Annotated in this window: 18 protein-coding genes; 9 read left to right on the top strand and 9 right to left on the bottom strand. The window is 38.3% G+C overall.

Annotated elements, in window-relative coordinates:
• Positions 1-144: 144 nt before the first annotated feature.
• Both B9T24_RS00530 and B9T24_RS00525 read left to right on the top strand, forming a co-directional pair.
• Positions 145-828, top strand: a complete 684-nt coding sequence (locus B9T24_RS00530) for a response regulator (protein ID WP_086164020.1) — start codon at positions 145-147, stop codon at positions 826-828.
• Positions 825-2705, top strand: a complete 1881-nt coding sequence (locus B9T24_RS00525) for an ATP-binding protein (RefSeq protein WP_086164019.1) — start codon at positions 825-827, stop codon at positions 2703-2705. Before B9T24_RS00530 ends, B9T24_RS00525 begins: the two co-directional genes overlap by 4 nt.
• A 115-nt stretch (positions 2706-2820) precedes the next feature.
• Here the strand turns inward: B9T24_RS00525 and B9T24_RS00520 are convergent, their stop codons facing one another.
• Genes B9T24_RS00520 through B9T24_RS00510 form a run of 3 tightly spaced genes read right to left on the bottom strand, consistent with a single transcriptional unit; the run spans position 2821 to position 4982 of the window.
• Positions 2821-3990, bottom strand: a complete 1170-nt coding sequence (locus tag B9T24_RS00520) for a cupin domain-containing protein (RefSeq protein ID WP_086164018.1) — start codon at positions 3988-3990, stop codon at positions 2821-2823.
• 15 nt (positions 3991-4005) lie between these two features.
• Positions 4006-4599, bottom strand: coding sequence for a Maf family protein (locus tag B9T24_RS00515; RefSeq protein WP_074944664.1), 594 nt, complete (start codon positions 4597-4599; stop codon positions 4006-4008).
• The gene (locus B9T24_RS00510) at positions 4599-4982 is read right to left on the bottom strand and encodes a DUF2237 family protein (RefSeq protein ID WP_086164017.1); all 384 of its coding nucleotides are present in this window, start codon (positions 4980-4982) and stop codon (positions 4599-4601) included. The genes B9T24_RS00515 and B9T24_RS00510 overlap by 1 nt, the downstream gene beginning before the upstream one ends.
• A gap of 140 nt (positions 4983-5122) precedes the next feature.
• On the opposite strand from B9T24_RS00510, the gene B9T24_RS00505 reads away from it, so the two are divergent.
• From B9T24_RS00505 to B9T24_RS00490, 4 genes are all read left to right on the top strand, one after another.
• Positions 5123-6310, top strand: a complete 1188-nt coding sequence (locus tag B9T24_RS00505) for a phosphoglycerate kinase (protein WP_086164016.1) — start codon at positions 5123-5125, stop codon at positions 6308-6310.
• A gap of 147 nt (positions 6311-6457) precedes the next feature.
• Positions 6458-6730, top strand: coding sequence for a hypothetical protein (locus B9T24_RS00500; RefSeq protein ID WP_086164015.1), 273 nt, complete (start codon positions 6458-6460; stop codon positions 6728-6730).
• Between the two features lie 122 nt (positions 6731-6852).
• On the top strand, positions 6853-7890 hold the full coding sequence (gene fba, locus B9T24_RS00495; RefSeq protein WP_086164014.1) for a class II fructose-bisphosphate aldolase: 1038 nt from the start codon (positions 6853-6855) through the stop codon (positions 7888-7890).
• Between the two features lie 96 nt (positions 7891-7986).
• Positions 7987-8850, top strand: coding sequence for a DMT family transporter (locus tag B9T24_RS00490; protein ID WP_086164013.1), 864 nt, complete (start codon positions 7987-7989; stop codon positions 8848-8850).
• Between the two features lie 308 nt (positions 8851-9158).
• On the opposite strand, the gene nfsB is transcribed toward B9T24_RS00490, so the two are convergent.
• The gene (gene nfsB / locus B9T24_RS00480) at positions 9159-9812 is read right to left on the bottom strand and encodes an oxygen-insensitive NAD(P)H nitroreductase (RefSeq protein WP_086164011.1); all 654 of its coding nucleotides are present in this window, start codon (positions 9810-9812) and stop codon (positions 9159-9161) included.
• An 82-nt stretch (positions 9813-9894) separates the two neighbouring features.
• Here nfsB and B9T24_RS00475 point away from each other — a divergent pair, with 82 nt between their 5' ends.
• Positions 9895-10188, top strand: coding sequence for a hypothetical protein (locus tag B9T24_RS00475; RefSeq protein WP_086164010.1), 294 nt, complete (start codon positions 9895-9897; stop codon positions 10186-10188).
• Between the two features lie 8 nt (positions 10189-10196).
• Here the strand turns inward: B9T24_RS00475 and B9T24_RS00470 are convergent, their stop codons facing one another.
• Together B9T24_RS00470 and B9T24_RS00465 are read right to left on the bottom strand one after the other, a co-directional pair.
• On the bottom strand, positions 10197-10916 hold the full coding sequence (locus B9T24_RS00470) for a UDP-2,3-diacylglucosamine diphosphatase (protein ID WP_086164009.1): 720 nt from the start codon (positions 10914-10916) through the stop codon (positions 10197-10199).
• A 149-nt stretch (positions 10917-11065) separates the two neighbouring features.
• Positions 11066-11575: a peptidylprolyl isomerase gene (locus B9T24_RS00465; RefSeq protein WP_086164008.1), complete on the bottom strand. Its 510-nt coding sequence runs from the start codon at positions 11573-11575 to the stop codon at positions 11066-11068.
• A 165-nt stretch (positions 11576-11740) separates the two neighbouring features.
• Between B9T24_RS00465 and B9T24_RS00460 the strand changes: the two genes are divergently transcribed.
• Together B9T24_RS00460 and B9T24_RS00455 are read left to right on the top strand one after the other, a co-directional pair.
• Complete coding sequence (locus tag B9T24_RS00460; RefSeq protein WP_086164007.1) at positions 11741-13462, top strand: glutamine--tRNA ligase/YqeY domain fusion protein; 1722 nt, start codon at positions 11741-11743, stop codon at positions 13460-13462.
• A gap of 119 nt (positions 13463-13581) precedes the next feature.
• On the top strand, positions 13582-14493 hold the full coding sequence (locus B9T24_RS00455; RefSeq protein WP_086164006.1) for a bestrophin family protein: 912 nt from the start codon (positions 13582-13584) through the stop codon (positions 14491-14493).
• Between the two features lie 26 nt (positions 14494-14519).
• Here the strand turns inward: B9T24_RS00455 and B9T24_RS00450 are convergent, their stop codons facing one another.
• From B9T24_RS00450 to trmA, 3 genes are all read right to left on the bottom strand, one after another.
• Positions 14520-15056 (bottom strand): lecithin retinol acyltransferase family protein, encoded by a 537-nt coding sequence (locus B9T24_RS00450; RefSeq protein ID WP_086164005.1) that lies wholly within the window; start codon positions 15054-15056, stop codon positions 14520-14522.
• Positions 15057-15393: 337 nt separating this feature from the next.
• Positions 15394-15621 (bottom strand): hypothetical protein, encoded by a 228-nt coding sequence (locus B9T24_RS00445; protein ID WP_086164004.1) that lies wholly within the window; start codon positions 15619-15621, stop codon positions 15394-15396.
• 252 nt (positions 15622-15873) lie between these two features.
• Positions 15874-16959: a tRNA (uridine(54)-C5)-methyltransferase TrmA gene (trmA, locus tag B9T24_RS00440; protein WP_086164003.1), complete on the bottom strand. Its 1086-nt coding sequence runs from the start codon at positions 16957-16959 to the stop codon at positions 15874-15876.
• Positions 16960-17086 lie beyond the last annotated feature (127 nt).

The following is a 17086-nucleotide window of genomic DNA, read 5'->3' as shown; positions in this document are numbered from 1 at the left end:
TTATTTTATCGTGCTAAATTGAAATGATAACGCTTAGAAAGACTGCAATATAATTTTAATGGTCAGTACAAACTCCTTGCTTTCAGGGATATGCTTTTCATTGTATTTGTCGTTATATTGAGTGGTCATAAAAGGGGATAGTTTGTGTCAGGATTAGAAACGATTTTACCCGTACCCGTTTTAATTGTTGAGGATGAAGATCTCATTCAAGAACGATTAAGGAAGATTTTGGCAGAATTGGGTTATGACAATGATGGACTCATTTTTGCTAAGAATCTGAAAGAAGCATTTTTACACATCGAACAGCAGCATATTTCCTTGGCATTGGTCGATTTAGGACTGCCTGATGGAAATGGGATCGAATTGATCGAAAAGCTGCGTGCGCAAGATAGTAGCGCCCTTATTTTAGTAATTTCAGCATGGAGTACCCAAGAAAGTTTATTTTCAGCAATCAAAGCGGGTGCGACAGGTTATGTGTTGAAAGAACGTGATGATGCTGAGGTTTTGTTATCTATACGAAGTATTTTGCGTGGTGGCGCGCCTATAGACCCTTTTATTGCGCAAGAAATTCTAAAGCAGATCTCAGCTTCTGTCATTACAGCAGCAAAGGGTGATAAGTCTTTAGATTCTGAAGTCGCGCTTTTAACCAATCGTGAGACAGAAATCCTTGACTTGGTGGCGCAAGGGATGAGCAATAAAGAAATAGCAGAACAATTATTTGTCTCTAAATATACGGTTGAAAGTCATATTAAACATATTTATCGAAAATTATCGGTCACCAAAAGAACCAAGGCTGTGAGTACCGCAAGATCCTTAGGGATTTTATGAAACCTTCCGTTTTACATTGTTTGACTATTTTTTTGCTTTGCTTCGTCAGCAGAATCAGTTATGCAGAAATAAAACAAAGTATTAATAGCCAATGCTCAGTGTATATAAACTCTATCTCTGCTGTGAAAACACCTTCACAATTGGTTTTACCTAAGCATGGATGGCAGTCGGTACAATTACCAGATAATTGGGCCAAGCATTGGCAAAATTATAGCGGAAGTGCTTGGTATAAAATTCAGTGGAAATTATTATGCCAAGAGAATACGCGGCTTGCCGAACCCATCGCATTTGCAGTTGATTATATTAATTCTGCGGGTGCTATTTTTTTAAATGGTGATTTACTTTGGCAAGACCAAAACCTGCAAGAACCGTTGTCAAAAAGTTGGAACATGCCACGTTATTGGATCTTACCCGCATCAGGATTAAGATCCGATCAAAATGAAATTTTGATTTATGTAAGTGGTCATGCTTTTCAATCTGCAGGGTTGGGCGAAATCTCCTTTAATAATGTACAAAAAAATTATCAGCTGCATCAAACAAAAATATGGAATTCTAGAACTTTATTTGAAATTAATATTATTTTATCCATCACTTTTGGCATTATCTGTTTTGTTATTTGGTTGTTAAGACCCAAAGAAACAACCTTTGGCTGGTTCGCATTAAGTTCATTGTTATGGGTGTTATTTATTTCGAATGTACTTATTACAGAAACATGGCCCTACTCAAGCAGCTTAAGAGCAACCCAAGCCAATTTAGTTTTTTTTATTCTGTATATCTTGAGTTTTTGTATTTATTTACTCAGATTTATCCAAACACATTTCGTTAAAATAGAAAGAGCGATTGCTCTGGTAACCGTCTTTATCATCATCGGTATCTTTCTAACGCCACAGCATGCTGTTCGTTTTATTTTCCCACTGATATTTTTAAGCTATGTCAGTTTGTTTATTCTCACTTATTTATATTTAAGCTATCAAGCGGTTAAATTGAGAAGCATGGAGTATATTTTTTTAGCGATTAGCCTAACAGGAATCGTTATTTTTGCTGTACTGGATATTATAGTATTATCATCGGAATCTATGTCCAACACCCAATCTTTATTGCCGTATAGTGCCCCGATTATTACTTTCTTTGTGGTGATGATATTGGGGTTGAGGTTGGTTCGCAATATAAAAAAAGTAGAAGCATTCAATGCAGAATTAGAAGTTAAGGTTAAGCAAGTAAGTGATGATTTAAGTTCAAGCCTAAATGAAAAACATCAGTTGGAAATTGAAAATGTGAGGTTACAAGAAAGAATACGCTTATCACATGATCTACATGATGGCTTAGGTTCTTCATTGGTTCGTTCTATGATTTTAGTCGATCAAAGCGCAGATAATATTCCAAATAAGCAGTTTTTATCGATGCTTAAATTACTCAGAGATGATTTAAGGCAAATTATTGATAGTGGATCATCTGTAGATAATAAGATTCCAGTCAGTCCCATTATGTGGGTTGCTCCAGTGCGACATCGTTTTAGTCAGCTGATGGATGAACTAGAGATTTCATCTAAATGGACTTTTCCTCGTGAGTGGCAAGCAGTTCCCACGGCCTTGCAATGTCTAACCTTGATTCGTGTGTTAGAGGAAAGTTTAACCAATATTATTAAACACAGTCAGGCAAAAAATGTAACAGTATCGATGGTTTATCTTCTAGAAAATCAATTAAGTTTACTTGTGCAAGATGATGGTGTGGGGTTTGATACCAATTGTGTGGAGCAGCAAGGTTTGAGTGTTGGTATGCGCAGTATGAAAATGCGTTTAGAGCGCATCAATGCAGAGCTTAAATTGTCGTCTGTTGCGGGCTGTACGAGAATACAAGCGGTTGTTCAGCTTAAATGACTACTTGTTATTATTAAAATTAAATTGATTCATTTATTTATTGGTATGCAATCTGCATTGATAAATTTCTTATTCTAAAAAATAAGGGGAAATTAAATTTCCCCTTATTATCTGGTTATTCTGAGTCTGCCGCAGGCAATAACATCAGAATCGACTCATTTAACAAGTTTACGATGTCTTCTAGCATATCTGGATCATCAAGTTTTTCGTCAAGTAATACCAGATTGCCGTCAGCAATTTGTTTTAGAACGGGTGCAAATGCATCTGAAATACAAATACCTTCACCATTGGCCCAGAACAGCAATTCATCTTCGTCTTCGGTATAGAGTAGACGCGATGCTGGTTCAAGGATGAGTGAATAGCCTAAATCAAGTGCTTCCTCTAAATCACCCGTACCAATTGCTTCAGCGTCTGGAATGTTTTCAGGATATTTCGCTTCTGACATTAGGCTCATGAGCGCATCTTCAAGCACGGTTGGATTTTGCAATTGTGCTAAAAGTTCTGCTTTTAAATACTCAAGTTCAGCTTGACTGATTTGACCAATCGGGCTGATTTTGTCACGAATAATGTCCGTCAGTGGGTTTTTAAGCAATTGATCGACAGCAAATTTATCACTCACGCGATCCATCATTTCCGCCACATTTGGCATACGAAAGCCAAATGAGTAAGTCAGACATTCATCTTCAGCAACGCCATAGTGTGATAAACCCGGTGGCACATACAGTAAGTCACCTGGTGCAAGTACTTCATCAAAATTAACATCCATTTCTGGCAGTAATTTTAAGGGTTGACCTGCAACAAATTCGCTTTCTGCATCACACATTTGACCCAGCTGCCAGCGACGATGACCGTAACCTTGCACTAAAAACACATCGTAAAAATCGAAATGCTTACCAACTGAACCGCCTTTTTGGGCATAGGACACCATAATGTCATCACGGCGCCATTGTGGAATAAAAGGGAATTTTTTCCATAGTTCAGCCAAATCAAAAGAGTAATGATCAATAGCTTGAACCAGTAGTGTCCAAAGTTTAGGCATTTTTTGGAAATCGGCTTTTATTAAAGGCGATGATTTCACTGACCATTGGTTTGGATCTTTATCTTTCTGTTTGATTAAACGTGCAGTGATATTTTCATCCAGTGCAAGTTCCATCACATCATTCGGTTCTAACAGATTCGCAATTTCTGGAAGTGCATTACGTACCAGTAATGGTTTTTTTTGCCAATATTCGGCAAGGAATTGTTCAGCGGTAATTCCGCCTAATATATCTAAAGGTTGAGACATAAATACAGCCTAAAATTAAGGAACTAAAATATTCAATTGACGCAGGATATGACACAGCTGAATCATCGGCATGCCCATGAGTGTGGTTTGGTCTTGCCCACTCATTTGCTCAAATAAGCTGATTCCTAAGCTTTCACATTTGAAACTGCCCGCACACATGAGAGGTTGTTCTACTTCAATATAGCGTTCAATTTCCGCCAGTCCAAGTTTACGGAATTTAACTTTATAGTGTTCAACCAGTGTTTGCTCAAAGCCTGTAGCCAGTTGCTGTACACTTAATGCTGTACTGAAATACACGATTTTATCGGAGTTGGCTTGCAGTTGTTTGACGGCCTTTTCAACAGTCAAAGGCTTGCCAATAAAAATATCGGGTGCACCTTCACGCCATGCCACTTGATCTGATCCAATGACGATGGCTTCAGGATGCTGTTCTGAAATCACTTTGGCTTTCTCAAAAGCCAGTCGTTTGGCTAAATGGTCAGCATGATTTTCACCGCGTGGAGATTCATCAATATCAGGCACAATGCTTTGATAATCGATGCGAAGACGATTCATTAAGTCTTTACGGGTTTGACTGCTGGAAGCCAAAATAATTTGAGATGTATTCATTACACTGCATATTCCATAAGAACATCAAGCGGAACATAAGAGAGCACAGCTTGATGGCAAGCTTGAATTTTAATAGGGGGAGCAATACCAGCTTGGTAAGCATCTACCCAACGGGTCACACAAATACACCAAAAATCACCCGGTTCTAAACCCGGAAAATCGACTTCTGGTAACGGTGTGATCAAGTCATTACCTACTTTTTGAGAAAAGTTAAGAAACTCAGCGGTCATTTGAGCACATATTGTATGCTGACCTAGATCTGTTGTCGCTGTATGACAAAAACCGTTACGAAAATATCCCGTAATAGGAGAGTAGCAACAACTTGCCAATGGTTCGCCTAAAACATTTAAGCGATTGATATTTGGATCTGGGTGAATAGACATGCGTTCCGAATCATTATGTGACTTTTGACTATCATAATCAAAAGTTTGCCTTTCGACAGCTTTTATGCAAAAGAAGCTAACCTTTTTCTGCATAATCATTTAAAATCGGGCGGTTTTTATATCTATCAAGAGAGCTATACATGAATTTTCAGCGTATGACTGACCTCGATTTAACAGGTAAACGCGTTCTTATTCGTGAAGATTTAAACGTACCTGTCAAAAATGGTGAGATTACAAGTGATGCACGTTTACGCGCTGCACTTCCTACCATTAAAGCAGCAATTGAAAAAGGCGCTGCGGTAATGGTTTGTTCTCACCTTGGTCGTCCCGTTGAAGGTGAAACTAAACCAGAACAGTCTTTAGCCCCAGTTGCTGCTTATTTGACTCAAGCTTTGGGTCAGGACGTTCAATTATTAAAAGATTATTTAGCGGGTGTTGAGGTTGCAGCGGGTCAAGTTGTATTGCTTGAAAATGTGCGTTTCAATCATGGTGAAAAGAAAAATAACCCTGAATTGGCACAAAAATACGCAGCACTTTGTGATGTGTTTGTTATGGATGCGTTTGGTACAGCACATCGTGCAGAAGCTTCGACTGAAGGTGTGGCTCGTTTAGCGCCAGTTGCAGCAGCAGGGCCTTTACTTGCCGCTGAATTAGACGCATTGGGTCGTGCGCTTAAAACGCCTGAATCTCCAATGGTTGCTATTGTTGCTGGTTCTAAAGTTTCAACTAAACTTGATGTACTGACTTCACTTTCTACAATTTGTGACCAAATTATTGTTGGTGGTGGTATTGCCAATACCTTCCTTGCTGCGGCAGGTTACAACGTGGGTAAATCACTGTGTGAAACCGATTTGATTGATACAGCTAAAGCCATTGCGGCAAAAGTTTCAGTACCATTACCAACTGACGTTGTGGTTGCAGATGCAGCTGAAATCGACTTTGCTGATTTCTTGGGTTCATTGGCAAACGCAACAGCCGTCGTTAAGAATGTTGCCGATGTGACTGACAACGATATGATTTTAGACGTTGGTCCAGAAACAGCAAAAGCATTTGCTGAAATTATCAAAACCTCAAAAACAATTCTTTGGAATGGTCCAGTTGGCGTATTTGAGGTTGATCAATTCGGTGAAGGGACGAAAGCATTGTCTTTAGCCATTGCTGACTCAGCAGGTTTTTCTATCGCGGGTGGTGGTGATACTTTAGCTGCAATCGACAAATATGCAGTAGCTGATAAAATTGGTTATATCTCTACAGGTGGTGGTGCTTTCCTTGAATTTGTCGAAGGTAAAACACTTCCAGCCGTTGCTGTATTGCTTGAACGTGCATAATTGACAGCACTGTCAGGATGACTGTTTGATGAAAAGGTTGATCTCATGATCAGCCTTTTTTGTTTTTGATTCATTTTACCGTCATTAAAATGAAATATAACTGCAATAAAATCATGTTCATTAAATCTCCCGCAGTAGGAAAATCGGATGAACTTAAAACTAACACTTGCAGCATTACTGATTGCACCTTTAGCTTTAACTGCTTGTGCGAAGAAAGATGAAGCACCTAAAAATGAGACAGCTGAAACTGTAGTAGTAGAAGAAAAAGTTACACCAGAACAGCAAGCCGTTATTGATTCAATTGATCAACCTGTTTTGGATGAAAAAAATACAGATATACCGGCAGAAATTTCGAATGTAGATGCCGATGCAGAGACAGCTGTGGCTGAAGAAGCGGCTTCTAACGCAGCAACGCATTAAGTTTGTCATTTTTTATTTAAAAGTCCCTGCATTTGCAGGGACTTTTTTTGAAATAGTGTTTTTTCTTGCTGAATTGAAAGCAATCAGCATGTAGAATATGGGGCATTACCTGGGAGGACATTATGGCTCTTATTTCATTGCGCCAGCTCTTGGATCACGCCGGTGAACACAACTACGGCGTACCAGCATTTAACGTAAACAATTTAGAACAAATGCGCGCAATTATGTTAGCCGCAGATGAAACGAATTCACCTGTTATTGTTCAAGCATCTGCGGGTGCTCGGAAATATGCAGGCGCTCCGTTCTTACGTCATTTAATTTTGGCTGCAATTGAAGAATGGCCACATATTCCAGTGGTTATGCATCAAGACCACGGTACAGATCCTGATGTATGTCAGCGTTCTATCCAATTGGGCTTCTCATCAGTGATGATGGATGGTTCACTCGGTGCAGATGGTAAAACACCAACTTCATACGAATATAACGTAGATGTAACTCGTCGCACGGTTGCGATGGCTCATGCATGTGGCGTTTCAGTTGAAGGTGAGATTGGCTGCTTGGGTAGCCTTGAAACTGGTCTGGCTGGTGAAGAAGATGGCGTAGGCGCAGAAGGCGTACTTGACCATTCACAGCTATTAACTTCAGTTGAAGAAGCAACTCAATTTGTTGCAGATACCAATGTAGATGCTTTGGCAATTGCAGTAGGTACTTCACACGGTGCGTACAAATTCACCCGTCCACCTACAGGTGATATTTTAGCTATTGACCGCATTAAAGAAATTCATGCGGCATTGCCAAATACACATCTTGTGATGCACGGTTCAAGCTCTGTACCACAAGAATGGTTGGCTGTGATCAATGAATTTGGCGGTGACATCAAAGAAACTTATGGTGTTCCTGTTGAGCAATTGGTTGAAGCAATCAAACATGGTGTGCGTAAAATTAATATCGACACTGACTTACGTTTGGCTTCTACGGGTGCAATGCGCCGTATGATGGCTGAAAAACCAAGCGAATTCGATCCACGTAAATTCTTCGCTGCAACTGTTGATGCAATGAAACAAATTTGTGTAGATCGTTATACGTCATTTGGTACAGCAGGTCATGCAGATAAGATTCGTCCAATTTCTTTAGAGAAAATGGTCAATCGTTATAAATAATCGCTAAAGATTATCTATAATCAAAAGCCCACATCTATTGTGGGCTTTTTTGTATTTAACCATAAACCATTATAAATAAGGAAAATAAGGCAAAAGATGGAACTTATATTGGCCGCAGCATGCTGTAGCGTAATTGTCTCAATTCTTTTAAAGCTCGCTAAAGCGCAAGGTTTTGATGCATTACAAATGATTGTATGGAACTACGCTTCTGCAAGTGTGTTGTGCTTCCTCTGGTTTAAGCCAGATTTACAGCATATTTCAATCATCAATACGCCGTGGTGGTTAATTGTTGCTTTGGGTGTGTTACTGCCGAGTGTGTTTTTATGTTTAGCGAAGTCTTTGCAATATGCAGGTATTGTGAAAACTGAAATTGCCCAGCGTTTGTCCGTGGTCTTGTCTTTATTGGCTGCATTTTTTATTTTTCAGGAACAGTTCAATACGCTAAAAATAATCGGTATTGTTTTAGGGGTTTTAGCTGTATTAAGTCTTTTATTTTCCCATCAGCAAGACAAGACAGGGCAGTCATCGACAAAGCAAGCCATGCTCTATTTTGCATTGGTCTGGTTTGGCTATGCCTTCATTGATGTTTTGTTGAAGTATACGACTGGATTGGGGCTTCAGTTTGCAGTTGCACTGAATTTAATGTTTATTTGTGCCTTTATATTGTCATTGGCTTATATTGCCATGACCACCAAAACCGTTGGTAACAGAAAAAATATACTGGCTGGAATGGGATTAGGTCTGTTAAATTTTGCCAATATTGCACTTTACGTTAAAGCACATATGCTCTTGAAAGACACACCTGCAATTGTTTTTGCAGGCATGAATATTCTTGTTGTTGTATTTGGTGCATTCAGTGGCTTAATCATCTTTAAAGAAAAATTAACACCACCGACTGCTCTAGGTTTAACGTTGGGCTTGGCCAGTGTTATTTGTTTAGCTTATGCGATATCTGTTTAAGTAGATTTTTTGCGAAAGTACTAGGGTATTTAATAAAATCTGTGATCTCGGCTGTGCCCAAAAGTAAGCCAGCCTTTTTGCAGTCAGGGCAGTCGGGATAAAAAGCAAAAGCATCTATTCGATATGGATGCATATAAATTTTATTACAGTTTGTACATTCGAATTTTATTGGCATTTTAGTGGCAACTAGCATAAAGATGTCCGACCGTTTAATTTTTGTGCAAATATACCTGAATAATGTTAAAAAAATAAGTCCTGAAATGACATAAAAGAGGAATATATCCCCTTTTATTGTAATTAATTTTTAATTAAAGCTGAGTGAAGATTTCTTCTTTACTTAAACGAGATTTTGGCAATTTTGCATTAAAATCATTTTCACTACGATAACCCAGTGTCAGTAATACAGATGGTACTAGACCTTTTTCGGTTAACTGTAATTCATCATTAATGATTTGCTCATCAAAACCACCAATTGGCGTTGCATCAATACCTTCAATTCCAGCCGCTAACAAGATTTGACCCAGCGCGATAAAGGTTTGATTTTCAGCCCAACGCTGAATATCACCTTTTTCATTTCGATAGTAATTGACATAACCTGCACGGCTATCTTTTTGTCCTTGTTTAGCGCTTGAGTCCTTAAAGCGACCACTGATATCATCTTGAGTTAACAAGTTATCTAAATGTTGTTCGCTGATATCTGCCTTAGTACAAAATAAAATAGTGTGCGATGACTCTAAAACTTTAGGTGCATTATAGGCATATTTTCCAACCAATGCTTTTGCGATACGCTCTTTCGCCACTGGATTGTCAGCAATAAAGAAATGCCAAGGTTGAATGTTGATAGAAGATGGCGTTAAACGTAAAATTTCTAATAAACGGTTAATTTGTTCCTGCCGGATTTTTCGAATCGGATCATAGGCTTTTGTTGTATAACGAGTTTTTGAGATGTTTAATAAATCCATGATTAAAACCAAATTAAGTGATTATGTATTTAATAATAGCAAATAATGTATTCATAACTAATAATTTAAAATGAGGAAGCTTATGGCAAAATATCAAATATTGTTACCAGATGATATTGATGAAATAGAATGGTTGATTGAAGCAAAAGGTTGTTTTAGATTAGATGTTGAAATTGAAACAGAAGTTTATGAATTTAACTTTTATGATTCTGTAAGATTGATTCAAACAATGAATGATTGTTTAGATTGTAATACATATTTTTTTGAGCAAAATCTCGTGGTTTTACCGACGGTGAATATCGTCAATATGCGGGCATTTATTGAACAGATAATTGATACGGTTGAAATCAATTCTTTTGCGGTGAATAAAAAATAATCATATTGTTAAAGTATTTTAAATTGAATGAATTGCCATTCTGCATTTTCATTCATTTCCAAAATCATTGCTTCAGATGTTTTTTCACGCCAATCACCTAAAACAATACGAGTCTTGCCAAATTCATGGTGAATTTCAGGGCGATGCGTATGTCCATGAATCAGTAAATCTACCGATTGAAGTGATTGTTCAACCGCATGTTGATTCACATCCATAATGGCATAGGATTTTACTTGTTTGGTTTCTGTACTTTTTTTACGGAAGCCATTAGCCAACTTCTGACGGAAACTAAGCGGCATGCTTTTAAGAAAGCCTAAAAGCAGTGGATTGCGAATAATCTTACGAAATTTTTGATAGGACACATCATCGGTACACAGTAAATCGCCATGCTCGAGGCGTATTTGAATGTTACCTATTTTTAATGTATCGACATCAGGCAATAAAATAGCATTAAATTGTTTTAAAAATTGCTTACCTAAAGCAAAATCACGATTACCGACTTGAAAATAAACTTGATTGCCAGCTTGATTGAACTGTTTTAAAGCATTAATCACTTCATCTAACCATGGGGCAGTGTAGTCATCACCAATCCACGCATTAAACCAATCACCCAAAATATAGAGTTGGGTATTTTTGTTTTGATAGTGTGCCAATAAATCCAAAAACCCCCGAACGAGTCGAGGGTGTTCAGGTGACAAATGTAAATCAGCGATAAACAGATAGGTCACTTATTTTTCCTTTTAAATCTCCCTTGCGGAGCAATGCTCCTCACCCATCTTTGAGAAAGAGGGACTTCCCAACTTTTATATTAAAGGAATAAACCTTTATTTTATGGAGGAAAGTTCCTCCCTTTTTAAAGGGAGGTTAGGAGGGATTTTTATTCAGCAATAATTTTAGCAGATTCGATCACAACATTTTCTAAAGGAACATCAGCATGGTGACCACGGTTACCAGTGCGAACACCTTTAATTTCGTTAACGATGTCTAGACCTTCAGTTACTTTACCAAATACAGCATAACCCCAACCTTGGACATTTTCGCCTGAGTGGTTAAGGAAAGCGTTGTTACCAACGTTAATAAAGAATTGAGCAGATGCAGAATGTGGCGCTTGAGTACGCGCCATTGCGATTGTGCCCATGTCATTTTTTAAGCCGTTGTTAGCTTCATTTTCAATAGAATCGCGAGTCACTTTTTCTTTGAAATTTTCATCCATGCCACCGCCTTGGATCATGAAACCGTCAATAACACGGTGGAAAATTACGCCATCATAAAAACCATCACGAACGTATTCTAAAAAGTTAGCAACAGTTTTAGGTGCTTTTTCTGAATTAAGTTCAAGAACAATACGTCCTTTATTGGTGTTTAATTCAACTTGAGGAAAACTCATTCTATAATCTCCTGATCATGGACAAAAAAGCCATGGGTTTTTGGTTGAGAGAAGCATAAGCAAACTGTAAACTACAAGGCAAGCAAAAACGCGACTTTCTTTGTTAAAAAACAAGAATTGCGTTTTAATTATCCTATTTTATCCTATAGAAGTGATTTATCAACTATGAAGCCGAATGATGTTGTTTCATCCCTGCCAAATAACCCGACAACTAATACTCAATCTGTCGATGCTGTGCAGCAAGAACAACAGGCAGGCTTAGACTTTGTACGCCAAGTCATTACCGAAGATTTAGCAGCAGGTCGTACCAAGCAGGTGGTGACGCGTTTCCCACCAGAACCAAATGGTTATTTACATATTGGTCATGTCAAAGCCATTTGTTTAAACTTTGGTATTGCACAAGAATTTGATGGTGTATGTAACCTGCGTTTTGACGATACCAATCCCGATGCAGAAGAACAAGAATATGTTGATGGTATTGCCAACGATGTAAAATGGTTAGGCTTTGACTGGAATGGCGAACCGCGCTATGCATCAAGCTATTTTGACCAATTGCATACGTGGGCAATTCAATTGATCAATCAAGGTGATGCTTATGTCGATTTGCAATCGCCTGAAGAAATTCGTTTAAACCGCGGCAATTTTGTTGAACTGGGGAAAAACTCACCTTATCGTGATGTGAGTGTGGAAGAAAATCTTGCACGTTTTACTCAAATGAATAATGGCGAGTTGGGTGAAGGGCAAGCGGTATTGCGCGCCAAAATTGATATGGCTTCACCGAATGTACATATGCGTGACCCGATTTTATACCGTGTATTGCATTCTGAGCATCATCAAACAGGTGATACATGGAAAATGTATCCAATGTATGACTACGCTCATCCATTATCAGATGCGATTGAAGGCATTACCCATTCACTGTGTACCCTTGAATTCCAAGATCACCGTCCATTCTATGATTGGGTTATAGAGAAAGTTAAATCTGAAGCCGTTCCACGTCAGTACGAATCGAGTCGTTTAAATATTGATTACACCATTACCTCTAAACGTAAGCTTCGTAAGTTGGTAGAAGGTGGTCATGTCAATAGTTGGGATGATCCACGTATGCCAACTGTTGTCGGTATGCGTCGTCGTGGTTTTACTGCGGAAGGTTTACGTGATTTCTGTAAGCGTGTAGGCGTGTCGAAAACAGATGGTATTGTTGATGTGGCAATGCTTGAGTTCTGTATTCGTCAATCACTGGAAAATACCGCTGCACGTGGTATGGCCGTGTTAAACCCGCTTAAAGTCACATTAACCAATCTTCCTGAAGATATGGATTTAACCCATTCACGTCATCCAAATGTCGACATGGGCGAGCGTATTATTCCTTTATCTAAAGAAATTTATATTGATCGTAAAGATTTCGAAGAAGTGCCACCGAAAGGTTTTAAACGTTTAATTCCTGAAGGTGAAGTACGTTTACGTCATGCTTATGTGATTAAGTGCGATGAAGTGATTAAAGATGCAAACGGTGAAGTGATTGAGCTGAGATGTTCAATTGACCCTGAAACTTTAGGTAAAAACCCTGAAGGGCGTAAAGTAAAAGGGGTGGTACATTGGGTTTCTGCGGAAAAAGGTATTCCTGCGGAAGTTCGTGTTTACGACCGTTTATTTACTGAAGCTGCACCAGATGCCGATGATGATTTCTTGGCGCACTTAAACCCAGATTCTTTAACGGTACTTCAAGCCGTGATTGAACCTGCATTGGCACAAGCGCAACCTGAAGATCGTTTCCAGTTTGAACGTGAAGGTTATTTCGTTGCGGATCAATATGATCATACAAGCGACAAACCGGTGTTTAACCGTATTTTGGATTTAAAAGATAGTTTTAAACCAGGTAAATAACGAAAGCACGATATTTTTAGTAAAAGATTGGCATCCAAGGTGAATGCCACTATGCTGAAATAAGCCATAAAAGCTCAACTTAGGTTGGGCTTTTTCATGCAGATTAATAAGGACTTGCCATGATTGTTCGAGATAAAACCAATAGTTTTGCACTACTGTTTGCTTGGCACGGCACAATTCTGCCTAAAGTTTTTCCTGCACTGATGATGGTGGTACTAATCTCGACGACTTTGGTGTATTTGTCGAAGCATCATTATGTTTCGGTGCCAGAAGTTCCTGCGATAGGTTTTACTGTTTTTGGGGTGATCTTATCGATCTTTCTAAGCTTTAGAAATACTGCGTGTTATGAGCGTTGGTGGGAAGGGCGCAAGTTGTGGGGTGCTTTAATTGCCAATTCACGACATATGATACGAGATACTTATGTGTTAGATGATCAACCGCGTGAAGTATTGATGTACCGTATCATGCTGTTTACTCATTTATTACGTGATCGGCTACGCAAACAGACGCATTCATTTGAACATTATCAAGCACATGTACAATTGACAGAACCGCAATGGCAGATGCTGAGTGGTCATATGAATCCACCGCAATATGTATTGGAAATCACGCAAAAAGATTTAGTGGCTATTTATAAACGTGCTGAAATCACCGATATTATTTACAGTACCTTAACCAAACATACCGTTGCGATTGGTGATATTCATGCAGGTTGTGACCGAATTTCATCGACACCGCTGCCATTTTCATATTCTGTGTTGCTACATCGCGCGGTGTATTCATTTTGCTTTATTCTGCCGTTTAGTCTTGAATCCAGTTTAGGAGTTTGGACTCCTGTTATTGTCGCGCTGATTGCTTACTTGTTTTTAGGTTTAGATGCCTTAAGTGCAGAGTTGGAAGAACCATTTGGCATTCAGGAAAATGATTTGGCTTTAGATTCGATGGTACGCAACATAGAGCGGGAAATGCTGAGTTCATTAGGTGAAGAGTTACCGCCTGTGATAGTTGCGCATAAAGCGAATTTGATTTAAAAAAGTTATCTTTGCTAGAACTCAAATTACGGATTTTTATGTTTATCATCTTTTAAAAATAAATAATCTATATTTTTATGTTTGGCTTTATCGCGTAATTTCTTTTTGATATACAAAACCAAGGCAAAACAGGTGGTAGTGACTGTCAATAGCATACTGTTCATATAACTCATAATTGAACTGACATAGCCAATGGTGGTGAGTCGATTCATCATACGAATCACTTGCGGGCTGCTTTCCACCCCTGTAATGGCCCAAGTGCATAAATGTTCACAGTTATTCATAATCAGATGATAGCTGTTTTCATTCATGCGTGAACGCATACGACGAACCACTTTACGACCGATAAATTTTGGCTGGGTATAGCTTTGAACAATAATGGTTTTGCCAAAACTGAATTTTTCCAGTGATGTGATTTCAATCGGGCGTTTTTTGAATAAATGTGCAAAACCTGAATAATGAATAACCCGACCACGCCCTGCATAAATGCCATGATGAGAGTATCCCCAATGCTTGACGATCAGATGTGTCCCTAAAGGAAATCGTGTTTTCTGCTGCCGCATCGTACGCTTAGCCCATAAAGTTACAAGTGTATATTGTTGATGTAGTTTACTGTTTCTGTGTGAAAGAATCGAATATTTCATTCAGATGAATAAATTTGTGATGTTTTTACTCAGAACGCCCCATATTGCTTTTTCAAGCATATAGGTAAAAAGCCATCGCCTTCATGGGGAGTGGGTAAGTAGAGTGATTTTTTAAATGGAATAGATGCATCACATTCGTTTGACTAAGCGTCAGTAGCCAAGAGAGAAGTGAAGGGATAAAGCTTAAAGATAAATTTATCGTATAGGCAAATAAAAAAAGCATTTAGATGATCTAAATGCTTTTTGTCAGATTCTACTATTGGAGTGGTAGATGCTGTAGTTCATTTAACTCTTTACGGCTATAACCTCGCGAAGCTAAAACCTTTTTAATTCCAATGATCACTTCTTCATCTGTCGCTTTTGCTAAAGCTTGAATCAGTTGTTCATTCGATTTACAAGAGTAATCATTTTCGATACAAGAAATTTGGTTCTTGTGTTCGTTTTGCTGTTGATTAGCAGAAAACAGCTTTTGCCAAAAACTCATAGAGCCTTCATACATAACTTAATATAGTTCGAAATATAGCCAATTTAATAAATAAAACAAGCCTACTAAAGCGATAAAAGCAGCAATTGAACAGTAAATTTTCCGATAGTAGCAGAAGAGTTTAACGATATTATGACATTTACAAATAGAATTTTATTATAAATTATTGATTTATATATTAATAAAAAATGGAGCTCAATTGAGCTCCATTAGAGTGTAAGAAATTAGGTTTTTTACAACGAAATAAATTGTTTAAATTTTTTCGAGCAGTACGCCTGATTCTACATGATGGGTGTATGGGAATTGGTCAAACATCGCAAATTTAGTAATCTTATGCGTGGTTGCTAAAGTATTTAAGTTGTCTTGTAAGGTATCAGGATTACATGAAATATAAATGATACGTTCAAAGCGTTGAATCAACTTTAAGGTTTCATCATCAATGCCTGCACGTGGCGGATCAACAAAAACAGTGTCGAAATCATAGCTTGAGATGTCAATATTTGCTTCTTGTAAACGACGGAACTCACGTTCACCATTATAGGCTTGAGTGAACTCTTCCGCAGATAGACGTGCAACTTGAATATTGTCAATTTGATTTTGTTCAATATTCCACTGTGCAGCATAAACCGATGATTTAGCCAGTTCTGTCGCCAGTACACGCTTGAACTTGGTTGAAAGCGGTAGGGTGAAATTACCATTACCACAGTACAGCTCAAGTAAGTCTTTATCTGACTGTTCAGCAGCATTACATGCCCATTCCAGCATCTTTTGGCACACTTGCGCATTGGGCTGTGTGAAGCTACTTTCGATTTGTTTGTATTGATAAGTACGGTCAAAAACTTGGAGTTCTTCAACCACATACTCATCAGACAAGACGAATTTTACACCGCGACTACGACCAATCAACTTAATGTTGAGTTGTTCGGCTAAAGCTTTGGCAGCAACTTCCCACTCTTGTTCAAGTTTACGGTGGTAGATGAGTGAAACAAGCACTTCACCGCTTAATGTTGCTAGAAAATGTGCTTCAAATAAACGTGCTTCCAAAATAGGATTTGCTTTTAAAGCTGCCAATAATTTTGGCATTAAATCATTAATGCTTTGATCTGCAATTGGGAATTCATCTATACGAATAACGGTTTTTTGATTGTCGTCTTCATTGCGTTCGAACATGGCATAGAACATATCATCTTCAGTATGCCAAATACGAAATTCTGCACGCATACGGAAGTTTTGTTCAGGCGACTGAAACACTTCTAAAGAAGGGGGATTAAATTCGGCAAATTGAGCAGAAATACGTGCAATCTTGGCATCAAGTTGTAACTGATAAGCTGAAGTCATATGCAGTAAAAATCACAAACACATTGAAAACAGGGATGGTAACAAAGTTTGAATAAGATGACTAAACTTATTCCAAATTAAGCAGTAGAAATATAGGGTGAATAGGTCTTTTGTGTGGATCTGTTGT

The organism is Acinetobacter sp. ANC 4654, from assembly GCF_002135425.1.
Classification (GTDB): domain Bacteria; phylum Pseudomonadota; class Gammaproteobacteria; order Pseudomonadales; family Moraxellaceae; genus Acinetobacter; species Acinetobacter kyonggiensis.
The sequence above is the reverse complement of the archived record's forward strand: the minus strand, read 5'-3'. Positions and strand labels throughout refer to the sequence as shown.